Below are 20,144 nucleotides of genomic sequence, written 5' to 3'. Positions count from 1 at the left end.
CGGTTAACACTTTACGCCTTTCCTTTCCGGAGCCGCCATGTCCCGCTACGATCTTTTCGAACAACCCGTCACCCTGGCCGACGCCGACGCCGTGACCGAATGGAATGCCATGAGCCGGGCTTTCATGGCACATGGAGCATCGACGCCGGGTCATCTGGGCAAACTGCTGGATATTGCCCCTGAATACGGGGCCGCTTACGCAATCAAAGGCCTGTTTTACGCGCTGCTTGGGCGACGGGAGTTGTTGTCCGACGCGGCAATTGCCCTCTCGAAGGCAGAAACACTGATCAGTGATGCGAATGCACGGGAACGAGGGTTCATCGGTGCGCTGCAACATGTGTTGGCTGGCAACATCACCAATGCGGTACTGGCTTTGGAGGCTATCCTTGAGGTCGCGCCGACAGACACGCTTGCCATGAAGCTGAGCCATGCGTTGCGCTTTGTCTTGGGCGATGGTGCGGGGATGCGCCAGTCGATTGAAGCCGTGCTGCCGCGTTATCGCGATGATCATGCGGGCCGGGGCTACCTTTTGGGGTGTCACGCTTTCGCACTGGAGGAGACGGGCGATTACGCTCGTGCCGCACTTGCGGGTCGCGCGGCGCTCACTTTGGCCCCGGACGATGCTTGGGGCCTTCACGCGGTGGCGCATGTGCACGACATGACGGCCGATGCGAAAGGGGGGCTTGAGTGGCTGGACGGGCGGGAGGCCGCTTGGGCGCACTGCAATAATTTCCGCTTTCACGTCTGGTGGCACAAGGCGCTGATGATGCTGGAGCTTGGTCGTATGGATGCTGTTCTGGAGCTTTATGACACACACGTCCGGTCCGAAAAGACGGACGATTACCGCGATATATCCAACGCGACGTCGCTGCTCTCGCGTCTGGAGCTGGAGGGTGTCGACGTGAGCGACCGCTGGGAGGAATTGGCCGACCTGGCCGAAAACCGAACTGAAGATGGCTGCCTGATCTTTGCCGACCTGCATTACCTTCTGGCGCTAAGCCATGAGAACCGGGACGACGGCATCGCACGCATGATGTCGCGTCTTGCAACGGATGCGAGCCGGTCGGGAAACGAGGTGGAAAAGCGGATGGCCGTTCCGGGCCTGAATGCCGCGCGCGGGCTTGAGGCGTTTGGTGATGGGGATTACGGCCTTGCGTTTGCTGCGCTGACCAAGGCTCGCCCGCACATGCAGGGGGCCGGCGGCAGCCACGCGCAGCGCGATGTCTTCGAACGCATTACGATCGACGCGGGGTTGCGTGCCGGGCGGCTGCACGAGGTAGAGGCCCTCCTGTCGGATCGCACGGCGCGGCGCGGCGGGTACGAAGACCGATATTCCGCCACCCGTCGGCAGATGATCGCGCGCGCCGTCGATCCGGCTTGTCGGTTTGGCGCGACTGCGTAAGTAGCGGGTTCAAATAAAAGAGAATCTCCTCAATGAACTCCTCCACCGCCATGAACCCACTTTCTGCCGTGAATGTTACCATGGCCACCGCCGGCCAAGCGGTCCGCGACCCCCGCCTCGACTTTTTTCGTGGGCTGGCTATGTTGGTTATTCTAGTCGCGCATACGCCCGGTAATGCATGGACACTCTGGATTTTTCCGGCGCGTTGGTCCTTTTCGGATGCGACCGAGATATTCGTCTTCTGTTCGGGCATGGCTTCGGCCATCGCGTTCGGACGGTCCTTTGACCGGGCGGGCTGGGCGATGGGTACTTCGCGGGTCATCTATCGCATCTGGCAGGTATATTGGGCGCATATCGCGATGTTCGTCGCCATCGCCACGCTCTTGGCAACGATCGACGCGACCGGCTGGCATCCGGACCGCGAATACATCGGTAGCCTGAACCTGTGGAAGTTCTTTGCTGATCCTGGGCCGCAAATGATCGGCCTGCTGACGCTGACCTACGTGCCCAATTATTTCGACATTCTGCCTATGTATATGGTCGTACTGGCGTTTATGCCGCTTTTCATGGCTGTGGGCCGGGCGTCGTTCCCGGCGCTTGCCGCCCTGTCGGTCGCCATCTGGCTTTTGGCGCAGCGCGTCATTCTGGAACCGCTTGGCCTTGAAGCTTGGCACCTGAACTTTCCGGCGGAGCCGTGGTCGGACAGGCAGTGGTTCTTCAACCCTTTCGGCTGGCAGCTGATCTTCTTCACGGGCTTTGCGCTAATGCGTGGCTGGATTCCTGCGCCACCGGTGAAAACCTGGCTGATCGTCGTCTGCGCCGTGTTCGCGTTGGCCTGCATGACGGTGTCGAACGTGGGCTTCCGCCTGTTCCAGACCGACATGGTACGCGAGGGCTATACCGTCCTGACCGGCTGTACCGAGACGGGTTTCGGTCGCTGCAACCCGGTGTTCGACTTCCGGCAGGCTTTCAGCGGATGGTTCAACAAATCCGACTTTGGCATCCTGCGGTACCTGAACCATCTGGCCATCGCCTACCTGTTCTGGGTCGCGGCGGGCACCCATGGCAAACACCTGATTGCTCGGGGACAGGGGCTTGCCGCCCGAATTTGGGACGAATTCGTAACGATCATAATGAAGGTCGGTCAGCAAAGCCTTGCCGTTTTTGTATTTTCCATGGGACTTGCGCGGGTGAACGGCTATCTTTTGGATGCGATTGGGCGCAATGGCTTCACTTGGGCGCTGATCAACCTGACCGGCTTCGGCCTTTGCGTTGGCTGCGCCTATTCAGTCGGCTGGTTCAAATCTCAACCCTGGAGGGTCAAGCGATGATGCGTCGGACGTTCCTGACCGGGGTTTCGAGCCTTGCCCTGATGCAGCCGGACATGCTCCGAGCAGCCATGCCGCGCTTCATCGAGACCACGGCCTTTGGCCCCGACACCGTGCGCCAGATGGCCCGGACGTTGGCGCAATCCGACTATGCGCCGCGCGCTGAAGTGCCCGCCGAATGGCGCGATCTGACCTATGACGAATACCGCAAGATCTGGTTCGACACCCGGAACGCCATCTGGGCTGACACGGATCTGCCGTTCGAGATGGATCTGTTCCACCCCGGCCTCTACTTCCCGCGGGCGGTCGAAGTGGACGTCGTGCGCGCTGGTCAGGCCAACCGCCTGGCCTTCGATTTCGACCTCTTCGACAAGACCGACGATGCCCCCGATCTGCCGGTGGACGAGACGATGGGCTATTCCGGTTTGCGTCTGCGCCACCAATTTCCGGGCGAGGCGAACCATCGCGAGTTCGCGGTGTTCCAAGGGGCCAGCTACTTCCGCGCGATCGGGTCGGGGCAGTCCTATGGTCTGTCCGCCCGTGGACTGGCCCTGCGGACGGGTGACGCTCAAGGGGAGGAGTTTCCCGACTTCATCCAGTTCTGGGTCCAGGAACCTTCGCCCGGCTCCCCCGACATTGTTGTGCATGCCCTGATGGACAGCCCGTCGGCTACGGGGGCATTCCGTTTTCGCCTGACGCCAGGTCTGGCCTGTGAAATGCAGGTCGATTGCACGCTCTACCCGCGTGTCGACCTTGATCACGTGGGCATCGCGCCGCTGACGTCGATGTTTCTTTACGATCAGACGAACCGACCCCGGTTTCCCGATTTCCGCCCAGCGATTCATGACAGTGATGGCCTGCTGATCTGGAACGGTGCCGGCGAGATGTTGTGGCGGCCGCTGGCGAACCCTGTGGCCCTTCAGATCAGCAGTTTTGTCGATGACAATCCGCGCGGTTTCGGCCTGATGCAGCGGGCGCGTAAACTGTCGGATTTCGCGGATCTGGAGGCGCATTACCACGAAAGACCCAGCCTCTGGATCGAACCGGACGGTGATTGGGGGCAGGGCGTCGTGCGTCTGGTCGAAATCCCGTCGGACCAGGAAATCTATGACAACATCGTCGCCTATTGGCGCCCCCGCGACCCGCTGCCCGCAGGGCAGGAGCATCGCTTCGCCTATCGCATGACTTGGTCGGACGAGGCGAATACCGCCGCGCCACCGCGCCGCAGTGTTGCCCGCGTGCTCAACACGCACATGGGCCTGAACTTCAAGCGCGATGCGTGGCTGGTGGCGATCGATTTCGATGATCATCCCGCGCTTGGCAACCTGTCGGAAACACAGGGTGGGCTTCACGGGGTGACGATCCACATCGGCTCGCGGGCACCGACGACAGACGGCGTTTTGCAGCGGAACCCCGAAACCGGTGGCGTGCGACTGGCGTTTCAGTTCGACCCGGCCGAGAACGCCGCAGTCGAGCTGCGCGCGCAGCTTTTCGTGGCGGGCGAGGCCGTGTCTGAAGTCTGGCTCTATCGGTGGACTCGCGCATGACCCATGATGTTCCAAGCCGCTCGATGCCGCCCCCGGCCCCGATCGCGCACCCCCGTCAGGACCTGTCGCGGCGGTTCCATGACCATGCGGCACCGGCGATCAAGCGCGATACGGGTGCCATCATCTGGCGATTGGGAACTTTCCTGCCCGCCGCTGCGGGCACGGCTGCGTTGCTCTGGGGGTTTCTGTCGTGGTTCGCCACCGACGGTACCAGCTGGACCGAAGGGGTGCTGGCGGTGCTGATCGGGGCGGGGTTCTTCTGGATCGCGCTGACCTTCGTGACCGTGCTGGCGGGATCGGGTGCCTTGTTCCGCCGAAACCTGGATGAGACCGCGCCCATGACGCCGTTGAACGTTGCGCTTTTGATCCCGGTGCATGAGGAAGCCCCTTGGGATGTGTTCGGCAATGCCGCCGCTATGCTGGAGCGTTTGCAGGCTGCACCCGGCGCGCATCGCTGGTCGCTTTATATCCTGTCGGACACGCGCAACCTTGATCGTGCCGCACAGGAGGAAGCGGCCTACGACGCCTTGCGCACGAGGCTGCCCGACGTCCGGATCTGGTATCGCCGCCGTGCGCAGAATACGGACAAGAAGGTCGGGAACCTCGCTCAATGGGTCGCGCAGTGGGGCGGGGCACATGATGCAATGCTGGTGCTGGATGCCGACAGCCTGATGTCGGCGCGCGCCATCCGCGCGCTTGCCGATACCATGGGGCGGGACCCCGGCGCGGGCCTCATCCAATCCTTTCCGCAGTTGATCGGTGCCCGCAGTCTGTTCGCCCGAAGCCAACAGTTCGCAAATGCCGTCTATGGCGTGGCACTCGCCGAAGGGCTGGCCCGTTGGACCGGGCGGGAGGGCAATTATTGGGGCCATAATGCGATCATACGTCTGCGGGCGTTTGCCGCGTCGGCGGGCCTGCCGCACGTTCGCGGACTGCGCGGGAAGGACAACCTCGTTCTAAGCCATGATTTCATGGAGGCGGGCCTTTTGCGTCGGGCCGGGTGGTCGGTCCGGTTCCTGCCCCGCCTGCGTGGCAGCTACGAGGAGACGCCGCCAACGCTGATCGATCACGTCCTGCGCGACCGTCGCTGGTGCCGTGGCAACCTTCAGCATCTTGGCCTTCTGGGGACGCGCGGACTTCATTCCCTGTCGCGGTTTCACATGTTCCACGGCGCGATGGGCTACCTTTTGTCGCCGCTCTGGTTCCTCTTGCTCGCACTCTGGGCGGTTATCGGAGTATCCGAGGATCGCTCGATCATCAACTATTTCACGCCCGAGAACCCTACGATCCCGAATTGGCCCGAGATGTCGCCGGTCAACCATGTCTGGCTGATGGTGACGATGTATGCGCTGTTGCTGGCACCGAAACTGGTCGGCGCCTCGGCCCTGATCGCGTCGGGGACACCGGTGTCACGCATGGGCGGAACGGTGCGGTTCCTGGGCTCTCTCATGCTCGAAATCATGGTTTCGATCGCATATGCGCCGATCCTGATGGTACAGCAGACGATGGCCGTCGTGTCGGCATTGACCGGACGCAGCATTGATTGGGCACCACAGTCGCGTGATGGCGCGGAGCGGTCTTGGGGAACGCTCCTGCGGTTTCACGCGTTCGAGACGGCACTAGGTACGCTTTTGCTGGTTGGAATGGTGACGGGCTATGTGTCGCTTTGGCTGTTCCCGATCATGGGCAGTTTGATCTTGGCGGTTCCGTTTTCGCGGCTGTCGGGTGTGAACGTCCTGGGCGCGATGGCGACACCCCAGGAAATGCGCGCGCCGCTGGTGGCCAAGCGCGCGGATCTATGGCGCGCCGAGTTGAAGGCCAGCATCGGCGTCACCCCGGCGGAGTAATCAACCATTTCATGTAGTGGGTGGGGCAGGCATGTCGATTACGACGCGACTGCGCGGCCCCACCGATGGTCAGGGTCGCACCACCGGCAGTTCACGTTCCAACCAGCCAGGTCCGGCCGAAGACCCGAGCATGCCTTCCGGTACGTCGATGATGTTCGTGAACCCCGCCTCAAGCAGGCGAGCGCTGATTCGGTCCGATCGGACGCCCCGCGCGCAGATCAGGGCAATGGGTTGCGTCAGGTCGTCACCCGCAAGATCGGTCAATGCGGCGACGAAATCGTCCCGCCGCATGTCGAGCATTATTGCCCCCTCGGCGATGCCAGTCCCGTTCCATTCGTCGGGACGGCGGATGTCGATCAGCATGAGTTGACCAGCGCGGACAGATTCCAGCACTTCGGGCGGAGACATCTCCGCCCCTTCGAACCGGTCGCGTTGCAATAGCGCGTAGCTTGTCGCCGCAATCGCCACTGCCGTGCCCCCCCCGATCAGCAATATCTGACGGCGGGACAGCTGTCTGGGCAGGCGCGATTGATATGTCATCTCTGGTCCTTTTCGCATGGATAGACGGGACGGGCTTTTCGGAAAAATCACAATGCGGTGACGCGTAAACGCGACTTTAAGAAATTACCGTCTATTCGGCTCTTGGACCATGATCCCCGAGGTAGATCATCAATGCCGGACGCGCCGAAATTGCGAAGCCTCTCGTCGGGTGCTGGAACAGTGGTTACGCGGCTTCGCGAGCCCGTCGCCCAATGGTTGGAAGTGGGGCAGGGTGATTACGCGGTCAGCCGGAGTCCCGACATGACGATGACGGCAACGCTGGGCTCTTGCGTCGGCGTCATCTTGCAAGACGTGTCCGGGCGCGTCGGCGGCCTGACGCATATCTTCCAATGTGTCGATCCCGGTCCTGCCGGTGGGGGCGCGGTCGTCGCGGAAATCGAGAAGCTTGTGAATGCGCTGATGCATGAGGGCGTGAAGATGTCCGTGATCAAGGCGCGGGTCGTTGGTGGTGCTCGAACTCTGGGGCGCGGGCGCGATGTCGGGGGAGATATTGCTAGGGTCTGCCTCGCGTTTCTAACTGCCGAGGGGATACAGTTGGCGGCATCCGATCTTGGCGGGACACGTGCACGCCGGATTACTTACGCCCCGGCCAGCGGGATTCTGACAATTGCGTATCCAGGTGATGCCGTTTCGACCTCCGCGCCGCCGAAATCGCGACTGCACGGCGATCCAGAATTGTTCTAGGTCTGTGGCCTGCGCCTATATCAGCGCGACGGCCCGCTGGCCTTGCGTCGCCTGACCGGCTAACCCCGGACCAAGGCCCTTGGAATACGCCGGGTGGTCTGCGCCAACAGTCGAGGAAAGATAGATGAAGAAGCTGGTTTTGACGGGTGCCGCAGGGCGATTGGGATCTTATCTGAGAGAGCCGCTCAGCAAGATGTGCGATACGCTGGTCTCGACTGACATCGCCGACGATATCGGGACGCTTTATCAGGGCGAGACCTATATCAAGGGCGACTTGGCTAGCCTCGACGATATGATGAAGGTCTGCGAAGGCGCGGACATGATCGTGCATTTCGGGGCCTTCGTGGATGAGGGCCCGTTCGAGCAACTTCTGGGCCCGAATTTCATCGGTGCCTATAACATCTGGGAGGCGGCGCATCGCCACGGAGCGCGTCGCGTCGTTTACGCAAGTTCGATCCACGCCGTCGGTATGTATCCCAAGAACGAATTCATCGGCACCGATGTGCCGCACCGTCCCGATACGTTCTACGGCCTGGCCAAGTGTTTCGCCGAGGATCTGGGCCGGATGTATTGGGAAAAGCGCGGATTGGAGAGCGTTCACATGCGCATTCTGTCCTGCGCCCAAGTGAATAACGCACGCGCGCTCGGCTCATGGTTGTCGTATGACGATCTTATTCAATTGGTAACGCGGTGCATAGAAACCCCGGTGACGGGATTTTCGGTCATTTATGGCGTGTCCGACAACGACAGGGTACCGGTCGACAACGCCAAAGCCAGTTTCATTGGCTATCGCCCCAAGGACAACGCGGAAGAATTCGCGGCGCAGGTTCTGGCAGAGACTGACCCGCTCGACCCGAAGGACCCCGGTCACATGTGCCACGGCGGACCTTTCGCGGCGGTGCAGCTTGGGAATTTGGTCATGGCGGACATGAACGTGGTCGACGACCGAAAGAAAACCTGACGACTGGTTACGCCCATCGTTCTCGGTCGCTCCGCTCGGTGCGGGCATTTCGGAAGGGGCGTCCCAACCGGAATGGCCGGGTTTGCGGGACTAAGCTGCTGATACTTCGGTCGAAGTGGGCTTGATCTTCAGGCTGCCCGGCGTCCAGTTGCGAACGTCGTTGCCACGAACGGCATCGCGAAGGCTTGCCATCCGACGGCGGCGCTCCTCTTCCGGCATGTCGAGCGCCGTCAGAATGGCGCGATCCATCGAACGATGGGAGAATGGGTTGGCGATAACCGCCTCGCCCAACTCGACCGCGGCACCTGCAAATTCGGACAGAACAAGGACACCGTCACCATCGATCCGCGATGCGACGTATTCCTTGGCTACAAGGTTCATTCCGTCCGCCAGCGGCGTCGTCCAGACCACGTCGGCCGCTCGGTAGTAGGAGACAAGGCTCGTAAACGGGATCGCGCGGGAAATCAGCGCCACGGGCTGCCAGTCAAGCGTTCCGAAACGTCCATTGACCCGTCCTGCGGTTTGCTCGATCTCGTTCTGGACTTCCTCGTAGGCGGCCATGTTGCGGTTGGCTGACACAGAGACGTGCATGAGGCGAATATTTCCGCGCAGCTCGGGATTGTTTTCAAGAAGACGTTCGAAACTGCTCAGCTGCTCCGTTCCGCCCTTGGTATAATCGGTGCGTCCGACCGAGAGGATCAGCTTCGTGTCGCCGAGGTCTTGTCGGATCGCCGCGCAATTTGCCTCTGCCTCTTCGGACCGTGCGCATTTGTCGATGTAGCCGACGTCAACCCCGACAGGTGTGACGCTGACATTGATGTCGTGCCCCTTGTAGCGGATGACGTTCGGCAGGACACGTTCGGTCAGGGCCGTGCCCTCGGCGATCCATTTGTCCGGAACCGGTTGCCGCTCGGTCGTTTCCACGTCGAACAGGCTGCGGGCGACCGAAACGAAGTTGGCGGCGTAGCGTGGGATGTGGAAACCGACGTCGTCGCAGGCCAGCAGACTGCGCGCGATTTCCTTGCGCCACGGCAGCAGGTTGAACATGTCTGCCGACGGAAAGGGCGTGTGGTGGAAGAAGGCGATGCGGACGTCCGGGCGTAACGCCCTGAGATAACCGGGCACCAGCCACAGGTTGTAGTCGTGCACCCAGACAAGCGCGTCTTCAGACGCCTCTTCCGCTGCGGCTTCGGCGAACCGCCGGTTCACGGCCTGGAAGTTGGCCCAGTCGACCGGGTCGTAGTTATAGCGTTCCTTGAAGCCGTGAAGGATCGGCCAGAAGGCCTCCTTGGAGGTCACGTGATAGAATTCGCGAACCTGGTCCGCCGAAAGCGGCAGACGCGAAACAGAGTACTGTCCATATGCATCGTTTATTTCGACCCGCTGTTCGAAGTCAGGGTTCTCCGGATCGTCGGCAAGCTTCCATGCGATCCAGGACCCGTGGTCGACGCTGCCGAAAAAGCTTTTCAAAGTAGGCACGATGCCATTCGGGCTCTTGTTCTCGCGAAAGACGATCTTTCCGTTTTCCTCGACTTCCTCATAGGGCTGACGGTGATAGACGATGACGAGATCTGAAGGCATTGGCGTGTCCTCTCAGGCGGCAGGGAAAAGTTTGTGGTGGCGAATGGCGTCGACGATGCCTGCTGCACCGACCGCCTCGGCACTAAACACGTGATCGAGCGATGCGACCGCTTCGGTCAGGGATGCTTCGGACCCTCCAACGGCGACGGCAGGCAAACCGAGTTGCAGCATCGACAGATCGTTCATCGTGTCGCCCGCCACAAGAACGCGGTGTCGTTCAACATTCAAGTGGGCCAGCAGCCGCAGCAGCGACGGCCCCTTGCTCACCCCGGCGGGCAGGACGTCGAAGAACTTGTTGTCGGACACAATCGTGTCGAGGCCCAGCCCTTCCACGGTCTCGACGATTGTGGGGTCGAAGAGGGCCGGATCCATATCGTAGCTGAGACGATACCGGAACTGCGTCGATTGCAGCGTAAGGCCGGGTGCTCCGGTGAGCATCGCCTGCACGCGCGGCCCGGTATTCCCCCAGGCCTCCGCAATTTCGTGTTCCAGTGCCTCGATCGGGGATACGATGTAGTTGTGGCTCATCTCCGCAATCGTGGTGCCGACGTCGCCGATCACGTAGTCGGGCCGCGGCACGCCACGGTTCTTGGTCAGGTCATGGATGAACCCCGGATCACGGCCGGTCACGAAAATCAGGCCGACGCGGGCGCGGTTCGCCTCGATCCAGTCATACAGTCCGCTGCGCTCCTGCTCGGAGCCGCCAAGGAAGGTTCCGTCAAGGTCGGTTGCCAAGACGAAGTCTTTTTCGGAAATGTCGGGATCGGCAAAGGTTTCGCGACGGGTCATGAGATCCTTTCTGCAAGTTTTGCGATGTCTTGGTCGGTTGCTGGATGGCCGATGGCCAGCTCCATAAAGCGGGGCTCGGCTTCGATCGGGCGCGCCCACAGGGCGGCAAATGAGGCCCCGAGATTTGCTCCGTCATGAAGGATGGCACGAACAGTTTCACAGATGGGCAGTGTTACACCTAAACGCCGCGCCAAGTCGGTCACGGACTTGGCGTTCATCTCGCCTTCGACGACGACGGGCTTGCCGTCGAAACACGCGTCGCGGGCCAGACCTTCGCCAAGCTGAACGCCCAAGGCCATGTTGCGGGACGTCGTGCTGGAACAGGTCAGGGCAAGGTCTCCGATCCCCGACAGCCCGGTTACGGTTTCCCGACGCCCCCCAAGCGCTTCGGCCAAGGCCTTCATCTCGTCAAGGCCCCGCGTGATCAACGCCGCGCGTGTATTTTCGGCAAAGCCGGCACCGGTCATCAGGCCGCAGGCGATGGCAATGACATTTTTGACCGCGCCGCCTATCTCCACTCCGATCAGGTCGTCGGAGACATAGGTACGAAAGCTCTGGGTCGTGAGCGACACAGCCAGTCGCACGGCCGCGCTTTCGTCTGGGCGTAACCGATCGGCATAAGTGAAGGGGAACGCGACGGTGGCGGCCGTCGGGTGCCCAAGGGCCGTTTCAACCGCAAAGGTGGGGCCGGATACGCAGCCGATGGGATGCCCGGCTAGTTCTTCCTCGGCAACCTGCGTCATCAGCAGACCTGTTTCGGCTTCGATGCCCTTGGCACAGATCGCGATGGGTATGCCTTTCGGGGCATGCTCAGCGACCTGACGCGCCACGCTTCGCACGCTCCGCGATGGAACGACGATCAGCGCGGCGTCGGCGTCGCGCAATGCTAGCGCCATGTCCGTGACGCCGCGAAGAGCTGGTGGCAATGCGACACCGGGCAGGTGCTCTTGCGTTGTCGAATGGTTGTTGATTTCGCAGATTACGGCGGGGTCGCGACCGTAGATCAAAGTCGCCACGTTGGCCGTCGCCAGGGTTGCAGCAAGCGCAGCCCCCCAAGACCCGGCTCCGATTACGGCGACGTTCTCGTAAGGCCGGGCATGGAATGAATTCGGATCGCCCGTCACAGTTTGATGTTTCATGCCGTACCTCAATTATCGCGGGCCCAGAAACCGCGGCTCCGACCACGTACCGGCCTGCTACATCGTCGTTTCAGCGCGCCCGATATGTCGCTCTTCGACCTTTTGTGTCGCAAACGATGTGTCTGAGCGGCTTAAAGTCAATGCCGCAGGGTCGAAAGCCGCGTCATTCCCACTGGAACCGGCGCTTCCTTGGCGGCAGAGGTCGGTATGCACAAATTTTGTGCAAAAAGCTGAAAAATTATCGCGTAACGGGGCTGAGGGCGATAGCCGCCTTTACCGCATCCGCGATCAGCCATTTCCCGAACGCTGCCGGCGGTTCGGTGCGCGCGGCATTGACTTGCTCGCGCACGCTGGATCCCGGCGGTTTCGGCCTTAGGGTGACCCAATCCTGCGCGTTGGCCGTCCCGGCACACACCATGGGCGATTGGAGCGACCCTTTCCTACGATTCGGACCTTCAGACCATGATCCGACGTGGATCCGCCAGAAGCGCAGCAAGATAGCTCACGAACCGCGCGGCTTCGGCACCGTTGATGACGCGATGGTCATAGCTAAGGTCGAGTGGCACCATAGGCACTGGTTGAAACGCGTTGCCATCCCAGACGGGGGTGACTTCCGTACGGGTGAGGCCGAGAATGGCTACTTCCGGAGGGTTGACGATAGGGGTGAACGCGGTGCCGCCGATGCCCCCCAGATTGCTGATCGACATGGAGGCACCGCCCATCTCGTCCGGACCGACCTTCCGGGCCTGCGCGCGTGAGGCAAGGTCTGTGATCTGCGCCGCGATCTGCCACAGGCCCTTGGTGTCCGCGTCACGGATCACGGGCACCATCAGGCCATGGGCCGTGTCCACGGCGACACCGATGTGAACGTAATCCTTAAGTATCAGTGTCTTGCCATCCGACGTTAAAGAGGCGTTGAACCGCGGAAACTCCCGCAGGGCCCGTGCCAGCGCCTTGACCTGAAATGCCAGCGAAGTGAGCTTGACGCCCCGGGCCTGTGCCTCGGACTTCAAGTCGCGCCGCAAGGCCTCGATCGCCGAGACGTCGGCGCGGTCATGGTGAGTGACCTGCGGGATCATGGCATTCGCAGCCGCAAGGTTGCCGGACGCGACCTGCGCGAAGCGGCTCAGCGGTTCTTCTGTCACGGGGCCGTATTGAGCGTGATCCACGTTCCAGTACCCCGCGTGGTCTGACTGGGCAGGGGCGGCAGCGCGGCCGCCCGCAAGGTCTTCACGGGCGATGCTGGTACGGCCCAGGTCACGGGCGAGTTTTTCGATATCGATACCCTTTTCGCGGGCAAGGATGCGAACCGAAGGAGAGGCGATGACATCGGACATATCGCGCCTCACCAACTGGCCGAGATGTACTGGGTCTCCATGAATTCGAGCATGCCTTCATGCCCACCCTCACGGCCCAGACCCGATTGCTTGGTTCCCCCGAACGGGGCGGCGGGGTCGGAAACGAGACCACGGTTCAGGCCCACCATGCCGTAATCAAGCCGCTCGCAAACCTGCAGCGCGCGCTTCATGTCAGCCGAAAACACATAGGCGACAAGCCCGTATTCAGTGTCGTTGGCCCGGCGGATCGCGTCTTCCTGGTCGGTGAATGTCTGGATCGCGGCGACGGGGCCGAAGATCTCATCGTGCACGCATTCGGCATCTTCGGAGACGTTTGACATCACCGTGGGCGGATAGAAGAACCCGGTCCCCTCGGGCGTGGTGCCACCGCATTCGATCTTCGCGCCCTTGGCAACGGCATCGGCCACGAAAGCGGCGACCTTGTCGCGCGTATCCGCGTTGACCAGCGGCCCGACATCCACTGTCGGATCGGTGCCATCACCCACCTTGAGCGCGGACATCGCGGCAGTGAACTTGGCGGTGAAGGCCTCGGCCACGTCGGCATGCACGTAAAAACGGTTGGCGGCGGTGCAGGCCTCGCCCAGGTTGCGCATCTTGGCCAGCATCGCGCCTTCGACGGCGATATCCAAGTCTGCATCCTCGAACACCAGAAGCGGCGCGTTGCCGCCCAGCTCCATCGCCGGTTTCAGCACCTGATCGGCGGCAGAGTGCAGCAGCTTGCGTCCGACGCCGGTCGAGCCGGTGAAGCTGACGACGCGCACGCGGGGATCGTGCAGCATGTGATCGACAAGCGCCCCGGTCCGCTTGGACGGAAGCACGTTCACAAGGCCCTTGGGCACACCAGCCTCCTCCAGCAGGGGCATGAGGGCCAGCATGGTCAGCGGCGTCTCGGACGCGGGCTTGATAATGACGGCGCAGCCAGCGGCCAGCGCAGGCGCGATCTTGCGGGTACCCATTGCTGCCGGGTAGTTCCAAGGTGTTACAAGAACCGCCAGGCCGGCTGGTTTATGTTGGACCATGATGCGTGCCCCCGAAGCGGGTGCGTGCATCAGTAGGCCGTCCGCGCGCACGGCTTCCTCGGCAAACCAGCGGAAGAATTCTGCGGCATAGGCCGCTTCGCCCTTGGCGTCTGTGCCAGCCTTGCCGTTCTCAAGCGTAATAAGGTGGGCAAAATGGTCGAGGCGCGCGGTCATCAGCTCCCATGCGCGGCGCAGCACCTCGGAGCGGGCACGCGGCGTGCGCGCGGCCCAGTCCTTCATCGCTGACTCGGCGGCATCCAGCGCGGCATCGGCATCCGCAATTTCGGCGGAGGCGACGGAGGCGATGACCTTCTCGGTCGCGGGATTAAGCACGTCGAAACGCTCGTCCGAGGCACCCTTGCGCCATTCGCCGTCGATGTAGAGGTCGGTATAGTCCATGGTCGGTCTCCGGATATCAGAGCAGGTGGCGGAGCGGTTGCTCCATCCGGCCTGCGAAACTGGAAAGTAAGGTGATTGCATCGGACGCGTCAAACTGGCCGGCGGCGTATTCCAGGGTGATTGCCAGACCCTTCCCGCGGCGCGTCAGCGTCAGGGTTGGAATGTCTTCGCCCCCCACGTTCACGGTGGTGATCGGCGTGAACCGCAGATCGCGCAGGCGCAACTGCGGGGCATCGTCACTCGCTTCGGTCTTCCCGAGCTGCGTCGCGGCAGCGTAGGTCTTGCTCTCGCCGAAGGTTTCGACTGCCACGATGGCGTTCTTGCCCAGGCTCGCCGCACAAAGCCCGGCAAGGAGCGCGGGCGTGTCGGTCATCCTGGCGTTTTCGGCGGCCCAAGTTGCGAAAGCAGAGAAGCCTTCAGCCTTTACTTTCGCCTTCAGACGGCAGGCTGCAGGTCCGCCGCCCGTACCGGCAGCCGTGGCGGCGGGCATGGCCTTGAGCGCTTCCAGGTCCTTGACGTGAAATGGCTGTGGAAGGCCCGTCTCGGCAAGCCGCGCAAGATCGAGCCCCTGTTCACGTGCCAGACGCCGAAGCTTTGGTGACGCCAGAATGCGCCCGCCTGCTGCGGAGGGCGGAGCGGCTTTGTCCGTCCCGGCTTTGGCCGCTGGCGGGGCCTTCGCTTCGGGTTTCGCCGGTGCCTTCGGCGGCTCCGTCGATGTCGCGGCGCTTGATGCCCTTCGCGTGACCGGGTTGGCCGGTGCCTGGGCGCTGATGATTGCGATGGTCTGACCTACCGGCACTTCCTCGCCTTCTTCGGCCAGAAGCGCCGCCACGAAACCATCGACCCCTGCGTTGACCTCGACCGTGCTCTTGTCGGTTTCGACCTCAAACAGCACGTCATCGGCTCCGACGGCATCGCCGGCTGCCTTGTGCCATGTGACCAGAAGGCCGGTGTCTTGCGCCATGCCGAGGGTCGGCATGATCACGTCCTTGCCCTCCGGCAAGGCCTCGGTGTCTTCTGCGGGGGCAGGGGGGGGGCTCTCGCCGCCCTGCGCGGATTCAGCGGTGTCGGAGATCTGCGCGATGACGTGGCCGACGGGCACGTCCGTGCCCTCGCTGGCGGTCACGTCGGTCAAATAACCATCGCCCTGCGCCTCGACCTCCATCGTGGCCTTGTCGGTTTCCACCTCGAACAGGACTTCGCCTTTCGACACGGCATCGCCCGGCTGCTTGTGCCAGGCGACGATCTGGCCGGTTTCCTGCGCCATGCCAAGCGCAGGCATGATGACGTCAAGCGGCATCGATCATCTCCCCGGCTACAAGGATGCGCGCCTTTTCGGCCACGCCTTCGGGTGTGGGCACGGTGATGTCCTCAAGCGCGGGGCTGAAGGGGATCGGCACGTCCATGGCACCCATGCGCAAGACCGGCGCGTCCAGATGATAGAAGGCTTTCTCGTTAATGCGGCTGGCGATTTCGGCGGTGACTCCAAAGCTTTGATGACCCTCGTCGACGACGATCACGCGGCTGGTCTTTCGGGCCGATTTCAGCAGCGCGGCTTCGTCCAAGGGTACGATGGTGCGCGGGTCGATGACTTCGGCGCTGATGCCTTCCGCGGCAAGGATCTCGGCGGCCTTCTCGCAGACCTGCACCATCGATGACGTGCCGATCAGCGTGATATCAGTGCCTTCGCGCTTGATGTTCGCCTCGCCGAAGGGGATCAGGAACTCTTCCTCGGGGACGGGGGCCTTGTCCTGATACATCAGCTTGTCTTCGAAGATGACAACCGGGTTGTTGTCCCGGATGGCGGTCTTCATCAGGCCCTTGGCTTCGTAGGCGGATGATGGCATCGCAACTTTCAGGCCGGGAATATGCGCCACCAGCGCGTGCAGCGATTGCGAGTGCTGCGCGGCAGAGCGGCGCGTGGCCCCCATGTTGGTGCGCAGGACCAGCGGCACGTTCAGCTTGCCGCCCGACATGTAATGCGTCTTGGCCGCCTGATTGCAAAGTTGGTCCATGATCAGGAAGATGAAGTCGCCGAACATCAGGTCCACGACCGGGCGCGTACCCGTCATCGCTGCCCCTACGGCCAACCCCATGAATCCCGGCTCGGAAATCGGCGTATCGACGACGCGGCCGGTGCCGAATTCCTCGACCAGACCGGACAGGATCTTGAAGGGCGTGCCAGCCTCGGCCACGTCCTCGCCGATGATGAACACCGTCTCATCGCGGCGCATTTCCTCGGCCAGGGCTTCGTTCACGGCCTGTGACAGGGTAATCTCTCTCATGGTGTTCTCCTCAGGCCAGCGCGTGTTTGACGTCGGAGAAGACATGCATGTCCACTTCCGATGCGTCGGGATACTTGGCGTCGAGCGCGTATTTGACGGCCGCCTCGGCGTCTGCGGCGATTTCGGCGTTCATCGCCTCGATCTCCTCCTCTGAGGCGACGCCCTCGGCCACGAGCCAGGTGCGGAAGCGGATGATCGGATCGCGGTTTTCCTTCCAGTCCTTCTCCTCGGCCTTGGTCCGGTAATATTCGCGGTTGATGTCGCCCACGTGGTGCCCGTGGTAGCGGTAGGTCATCAATTCCACGAAGAACGGACCTTCGCCCTTGCGCGCGCGGGCAACCAGATCGGCGGTCAGGGTGTTCACGGCCAGCACGTCCTGCCCATCGACCTGATGCGCTTCGATCCCGAAGGCTTCCGCGCGGGCGGTGATGGATCCAGCGGCGATTTCCTCGGTCTTGGTGTATTCGGAGTAGCCGTTGTTTTCGCAGGCGTAGATCACGGGCAGCTTCCAGAGCGCGGCCATGTTCATCACCTCGTACAGCAGGCCCTGCGCCGTGGCACCGTCACCAAAGAAACAGACGGCGACGTCGTCTTTGCCAAGCATTTTCGACGTGAACGCAGCCCCCGTAGCGATACCCATGGAGCCGCCGACGATGGCGTTTGCGCCAAGGTTGCCATTGGATTGGTCGGCGATGTGCATCGACCCGCCCTTACCGCGGCAATAGCCCTCCTCCTTGCCCAGAAGCTCGCAGAACATCTCCTTGAAATCGGCCCCCTTGGCGACGCAATGGCCATGGCCACGGTGGGTCGAGGTGATCTTGTCGCGGGTCTCCAGTGCCTCGCAGATACCGACGGCCACGGCTTCCTCGCCGGAGTACATGTGGGTCAGTCCCGGCATCTTGGCCGACAGGTAAAGCTGGTTCGCGTTGTCTTCGAACGTGCGGATACGGACCATCTGGCGATACATTTGCAGGTAGTCTTCGCTGTTCGTCTTCTTCTTGGCAGGGCTCATATCATGTGTCCTTGGCAGAGGTGCCCGGACCGTTTCGGTCCGGGCGTGCGCGCTCAGTAGCGGTTGGCAATGGGCAACTCTTCCGCGGGGAAGAGCGAGATCACTTCGCAGCCGGTGTCGGTCACGACGACTTCTTCCTCGATCCGGGCGGCGGAATAGCCGTCAGATGCGGGGCAGTAGGTCTCAAGCGCGAAAACCATGCCGGTTTTGATCTCCATCGGGTGTTCCAAGCTGACGGCCCGGCTGATGATTGGCCGCTCATGCAGGGCGAGGCCCAGGCCGTGGCCGAACTGTAGACCGAAGGCGGAGGCCTCGTCCGGGAAGCCGAACTCCTCGGCCTTGGGCCAGGCTTGCGCCACGACGTCGGTGCTGACGCCCGGCCGGATCAGGTCGATCGACGCGTCGATCCATTCCCGCGCCTTCACGTAGGCATCGTTTTGCGACGAAGTGGCGCGGCCGATGTTGAATGTGCGGTAGTAGCAGGTTCGATACCCTTGGTAGGATTGAAGGATGTCGAAAAACGCCTGATCGCCCGGCCTGAAGTATCGGTCGGTAAAGTTGTGGGGATGCGGATTGCACCGCTCCCCCGAGATGGCGTTGATCGCCTCCACATCGTCGGAACCCATCTCGTAGAGCATCTTGTTGGACAGGGCGACGATGTCGTTCTCGCGGATGCCCGGCTTCAGCTCCTCGTAGATCATGTGGTAAACGCCATCGACCATCGCTGCCGCCTGCGTCAGAAGCTGGATTTCGTCCCAGTTCTTGATCTCGCGCGCAGCCAGCATGATCTGCTGACCGTCGACGACGTTGATACCCTCGGCCTTCAGCGCCTCGAACATCGCCGTCTCGGCATAGTCGACGCCAACCGGCATTCCGGCCATGCCCGCGTCCTCGATCAGGCCCGCGATTTCCTTGGCATATTTGCGCATCAGGCCGAATTCCGGCGGAATGGTTCCGCGCATCCCGACGACACCGGCGCGGCAATGGTCCGGCACCAGCCAGTCGGAGAATTTCTTGTGGTGCATCGCGGCCGAGCCGAAGTCCCAGACGTAAGGGGCCTCATCCCCCGTCAGCAGGCAGAAGCGGCACATCTTGTCCCGTTCCCATTCGCCGATCTTTGTCGCGCTGACATAGCGGATGTTGTTGACGTCGAACAAAAGCAACGTGGCGGCTTCGGACTCCTGCAGCGCCTGACGGGTGCGGGCCAGACGGTAGCGGCGCAGGCGATCGTGGTCGATCCGACGCTCGAAATCCACCGAGGTGTGGCCCCAAGCGGGCAGGCGGCCTTCCCAACGCCAGTCGGGTTCCAGGTCCTGCGGGGTGAGCAGGTTAGGCATAAGGGCTCGTGACATTTCAGTCTCCTTCGAGAGGCATACGCCTCTGACATTTTGATATTTATTCGTGATCAGAGGCGGTTACTGGATGCACCAGCCGCCATCGATGTGGATCATTTGGCCGGTCATGTAGTCGCTGTCGTCGCTGGCCAGGAATGACGCGGTTCCCACGATGTCCTTGGGGTAGGAGACGCGTTTGATCTGCAGGGCGTCGCGCACGATGTCGTCGTAGGCCTGGCCCGCTTTCTGCTTAAAGCCGATATCGACCAGATCCTTGTCCAACTGCTCCCACAGTGGGGTGACCACGACGCCGGGGGCGTAGCCGTTGACCGTGACGCCATGCTCGGCCAGCCCGATCGCACCGCAATGGGTCAAGGCAAGGCAGCCATATTTCGATGTACAATAGACCGTAACATCGACAAGCGGCTTGCGCGACGCGATGGAGCCGACATTGATCAGCTTGTAGGGGTGATCGTCCATCGGGCCTTGGGCGATCATCTGACGGGCGGTCTCCTGCATGCCCAACCACATGGCCTTGGTATTGACGTTCATGATCATGTCCCAGTTGTCTTCATCGATATCCATGAAGAAACGGGGCTTGTTCAGGCCGGCATTGAAGAGGCCCACGTTGATCGACCCGAAGGCCTCGACCGTCGCGGCCACGGCGGCGGCGTTGTCTTCGCGCTTGGTCACATCCATTTTTACGGCGATCGCCTTGCCGTTTCCGGCTTCGTTGATCTTGTCAGCCACGACCTGCGCCTCGTCAGGGTCCAGGTCGCCGATGCAGACGTTCGCGCCCTGCGCGGCAAAGTTCTCCGCGTTGGCGGCACCCATGCCGCGGGCGGCACCGGTGATGAGAATGTTCTTACCCTTGAGGCGGTTGGGATCCATTGTTATC

Annotated in this window: 17 protein-coding genes; 6 read left to right on the top strand and 11 right to left on the bottom strand. The window is 62.0% G+C overall.

Annotated features, from left to right (window positions below):
• The first annotated feature begins 37 nt into the window (after positions 1-37).
• The 4 genes from BLV27_RS13620 to mdoH are packed head-to-tail and all read left to right on the top strand — an operon-like array spanning position 38 to position 6,124.
• The gene (locus BLV27_RS13620) at positions 38-1,402 is read left to right on the top strand and encodes a tetratricopeptide repeat protein (RefSeq protein ID WP_092646907.1); all 1,365 of its coding nucleotides are present in this window, start codon (positions 38-40) and stop codon (positions 1,400-1,402) included.
• 32 nt (positions 1,403-1,434) lie between these two features.
• Complete coding sequence (locus BLV27_RS13615) at positions 1,435-2,733, top strand: OpgC family protein (protein ID WP_092646905.1); 1,299 nt, start codon at positions 1,435-1,437, stop codon at positions 2,731-2,733.
• Entirely contained in the window at positions 2,730-4,277 is a 1,548-nt protein-coding gene (locus tag BLV27_RS13610) for an OpgD/OpgG family glucan biosynthesis protein (protein WP_092646903.1), read from the top strand. Before BLV27_RS13615 ends, BLV27_RS13610 begins: the two co-directional genes overlap by 4 nt.
• Positions 4,274-6,124, top strand: a complete 1,851-nt coding sequence (mdoH, locus tag BLV27_RS13605) for a glucans biosynthesis glucosyltransferase MdoH (RefSeq protein ID WP_092646901.1) — start codon at positions 4,274-4,276, stop codon at positions 6,122-6,124. The genes BLV27_RS13610 and mdoH overlap by 4 nt, the downstream gene beginning before the upstream one ends.
• A 69-nt stretch (positions 6,125-6,193) precedes the next feature.
• On the opposite strand, the gene BLV27_RS13600 is transcribed toward mdoH, so the two are convergent.
• Positions 6,194-6,664: a rhodanese-like domain-containing protein gene (locus BLV27_RS13600; RefSeq protein WP_092646899.1), complete on the bottom strand. Its 471-nt coding sequence runs from the start codon at positions 6,662-6,664 to the stop codon at positions 6,194-6,196.
• A 261-nt stretch (positions 6,665-6,925) separates the two neighbouring features.
• Here BLV27_RS13600 and BLV27_RS13595 point away from each other — a divergent pair, with 261 nt between their 5' ends.
• A complete protein-coding gene (locus BLV27_RS13595; protein ID WP_170831462.1) occupies positions 6,926-7,369 on the top strand; it encodes a chemotaxis protein CheD in 444 nt (147 codons plus the stop codon).
• A gap of 124 nt (positions 7,370-7,493) precedes the next feature.
• Positions 7,494-8,330: an NAD-dependent epimerase/dehydratase family protein gene (locus tag BLV27_RS13590; protein WP_092646895.1), complete on the top strand. Its 837-nt coding sequence runs from the start codon at positions 7,494-7,496 to the stop codon at positions 8,328-8,330.
• A 90-nt stretch (positions 8,331-8,420) separates the two neighbouring features.
• Here the strand turns inward: BLV27_RS13590 and ggpS are convergent, their stop codons facing one another.
• The 10 genes from ggpS to BLV27_RS13535 all read right to left on the bottom strand — a co-directional run bounded on the left by ggpS (position 8,421) and on the right by BLV27_RS13535 (position 20,137).
• Positions 8,421-9,911 (bottom strand): glucosylglycerol-phosphate synthase, encoded by a 1,491-nt coding sequence (gene ggpS / locus BLV27_RS13585; protein ID WP_092646892.1) that lies wholly within the window; start codon positions 9,909-9,911, stop codon positions 8,421-8,423.
• Positions 9,912-9,923: 12 nt separating this feature from the next.
• Entirely contained in the window at positions 9,924-10,700 is a 777-nt protein-coding gene (locus BLV27_RS13580; RefSeq protein ID WP_092646890.1) for an HAD-IIB family hydrolase, read from the bottom strand.
• Positions 10,697-11,839 carry an NAD(P)H-dependent glycerol-3-phosphate dehydrogenase gene (locus BLV27_RS13575; protein WP_092646888.1) on the bottom strand — a complete coding sequence of 381 codons (1,143 nt, stop codon included), beginning with the start codon at positions 11,837-11,839 and terminating at the stop codon, positions 10,697-10,699. Before BLV27_RS13575 ends, BLV27_RS13580 begins: the two co-directional genes overlap by 4 nt.
• A 455-nt stretch (positions 11,840-12,294) precedes the next feature.
• Positions 12,295-13,176 (bottom strand): 2-oxo acid dehydrogenase subunit E2, encoded by an 882-nt coding sequence (locus BLV27_RS13565; protein ID WP_092646884.1) that lies wholly within the window; start codon positions 13,174-13,176, stop codon positions 12,295-12,297.
• Between the two features lie 8 nt (positions 13,177-13,184).
• On the bottom strand, positions 13,185-14,615 hold the full coding sequence (locus tag BLV27_RS13560; protein ID WP_092646882.1) for an NAD-dependent succinate-semialdehyde dehydrogenase: 1,431 nt from the start codon (positions 14,613-14,615) through the stop codon (positions 13,185-13,187).
• 16 nt (positions 14,616-14,631) lie between these two features.
• Positions 14,632-15,915: a biotin/lipoyl-containing protein gene (locus BLV27_RS13555; protein ID WP_092646880.1), complete on the bottom strand. Its 1,284-nt coding sequence runs from the start codon at positions 15,913-15,915 to the stop codon at positions 14,632-14,634.
• Positions 15,905-16,900, bottom strand: coding sequence for an alpha-ketoacid dehydrogenase subunit beta (locus BLV27_RS13550; protein WP_092646878.1), 996 nt, complete (start codon positions 16,898-16,900; stop codon positions 15,905-15,907). Before BLV27_RS13550 ends, BLV27_RS13555 begins: the two co-directional genes overlap by 11 nt.
• A gap of 10 nt (positions 16,901-16,910) precedes the next feature.
• Positions 16,911-17,912, bottom strand: coding sequence for a thiamine pyrophosphate-dependent dehydrogenase E1 component subunit alpha (locus BLV27_RS13545; RefSeq protein WP_092646876.1), 1,002 nt, complete (start codon positions 17,910-17,912; stop codon positions 16,911-16,913).
• Between the two features lie 53 nt (positions 17,913-17,965).
• Positions 17,966-19,264, bottom strand: a complete 1,299-nt coding sequence (locus BLV27_RS13540; protein WP_092646874.1) for a M24 family metallopeptidase — start codon at positions 19,262-19,264, stop codon at positions 17,966-17,968.
• 63 nt (positions 19,265-19,327) lie between these two features.
• Complete coding sequence (locus tag BLV27_RS13535; RefSeq protein WP_092646872.1) at positions 19,328-20,137, bottom strand: SDR family NAD(P)-dependent oxidoreductase; 810 nt, start codon at positions 20,135-20,137, stop codon at positions 19,328-19,330.
• Positions 20,138-20,144: the final 7 nt, after the last annotated feature.

The organism is Jannaschia faecimaris (assembly GCF_900107415.1).
GTDB lineage: Bacteria > Pseudomonadota > Alphaproteobacteria > Rhodobacterales > Rhodobacteraceae > Jannaschia > Jannaschia faecimaris.
This window is presented reverse-complemented; position numbering and strand designations above follow the sequence as displayed.

What these genes read in the sequence shown, in the direction of transcription:
- BLV27_RS13620 (WP_092646907.1), top strand. Translation starts at nt 38, where the DNA reads ATGTCCCGCTACGATCTTTTCGAACAACCCGTCACCCTGGCCGACGCC.
- BLV27_RS13615 (WP_092646905.1), top strand. Translation starts at nt 1,435, where the DNA reads ATGAACTCCTCCACCGCCATGAACCCACTTTCTGCCGTGAATGTTACC.
- BLV27_RS13610 (WP_092646903.1), top strand. Translation starts at nt 2,730, where the DNA reads ATGATGCGTCGGACGTTCCTGACCGGGGTTTCGAGCCTTGCCCTGATG.
- mdoH (WP_092646901.1), top strand. Translation starts at nt 4,274, where the DNA reads ATGACCCATGATGTTCCAAGCCGCTCGATGCCGCCCCCGGCCCCGATC.
- BLV27_RS13600 (WP_092646899.1), bottom strand. Translation starts at nt 6,664, where the DNA reads ATGACATATCAATCGCGCCTGCCCAGACAGCTGTCCCGCCGTCAGATA.
- BLV27_RS13595 (WP_170831462.1), top strand. Translation starts at nt 6,926, where the DNA reads ATGACGATGACGGCAACGCTGGGCTCTTGCGTCGGCGTCATCTTGCAA.
- BLV27_RS13590 (WP_092646895.1), top strand. Translation starts at nt 7,494, where the DNA reads ATGAAGAAGCTGGTTTTGACGGGTGCCGCAGGGCGATTGGGATCTTAT.
- ggpS (WP_092646892.1), bottom strand. Translation starts at nt 9,911, where the DNA reads ATGCCTTCAGATCTCGTCATCGTCTATCACCGTCAGCCCTATGAGGAA.
- BLV27_RS13580 (WP_092646890.1), bottom strand. Translation starts at nt 10,700, where the DNA reads ATGACCCGTCGCGAAACCTTTGCCGATCCCGACATTTCCGAAAAAGAC.
- BLV27_RS13575 (WP_092646888.1), bottom strand. Translation starts at nt 11,839, where the DNA reads ATGAAACATCAAACTGTGACGGGCGATCCGAATTCATTCCATGCCCGG.
- BLV27_RS13565 (WP_092646884.1), bottom strand. Translation starts at nt 13,176, where the DNA reads ATGTCCGATGTCATCGCCTCTCCTTCGGTTCGCATCCTTGCCCGCGAA.
- BLV27_RS13560 (WP_092646882.1), bottom strand. Translation starts at nt 14,615, where the DNA reads ATGGACTATACCGACCTCTACATCGACGGCGAATGGCGCAAGGGTGCC.
- BLV27_RS13555 (WP_092646880.1), bottom strand. Translation starts at nt 15,915, where the DNA reads ATGCCGCTTGACGTCATCATGCCTGCGCTTGGCATGGCGCAGGAAACC.
- BLV27_RS13550 (WP_092646878.1), bottom strand. Translation starts at nt 16,900, where the DNA reads ATGAGAGAGATTACCCTGTCACAGGCCGTGAACGAAGCCCTGGCCGAG.
- BLV27_RS13545 (WP_092646876.1), bottom strand. Translation starts at nt 17,912, where the DNA reads ATGAGCCCTGCCAAGAAGAAGACGAACAGCGAAGACTACCTGCAAATG.
- BLV27_RS13540 (WP_092646874.1), bottom strand. Translation starts at nt 19,264, where the DNA reads ATGTCACGAGCCCTTATGCCTAACCTGCTCACCCCGCAGGACCTGGAA.
- BLV27_RS13535 (WP_092646872.1), bottom strand. Translation starts at nt 20,137, where the DNA reads ATGGATCCCAACCGCCTCAAGGGTAAGAACATTCTCATCACCGGTGCC.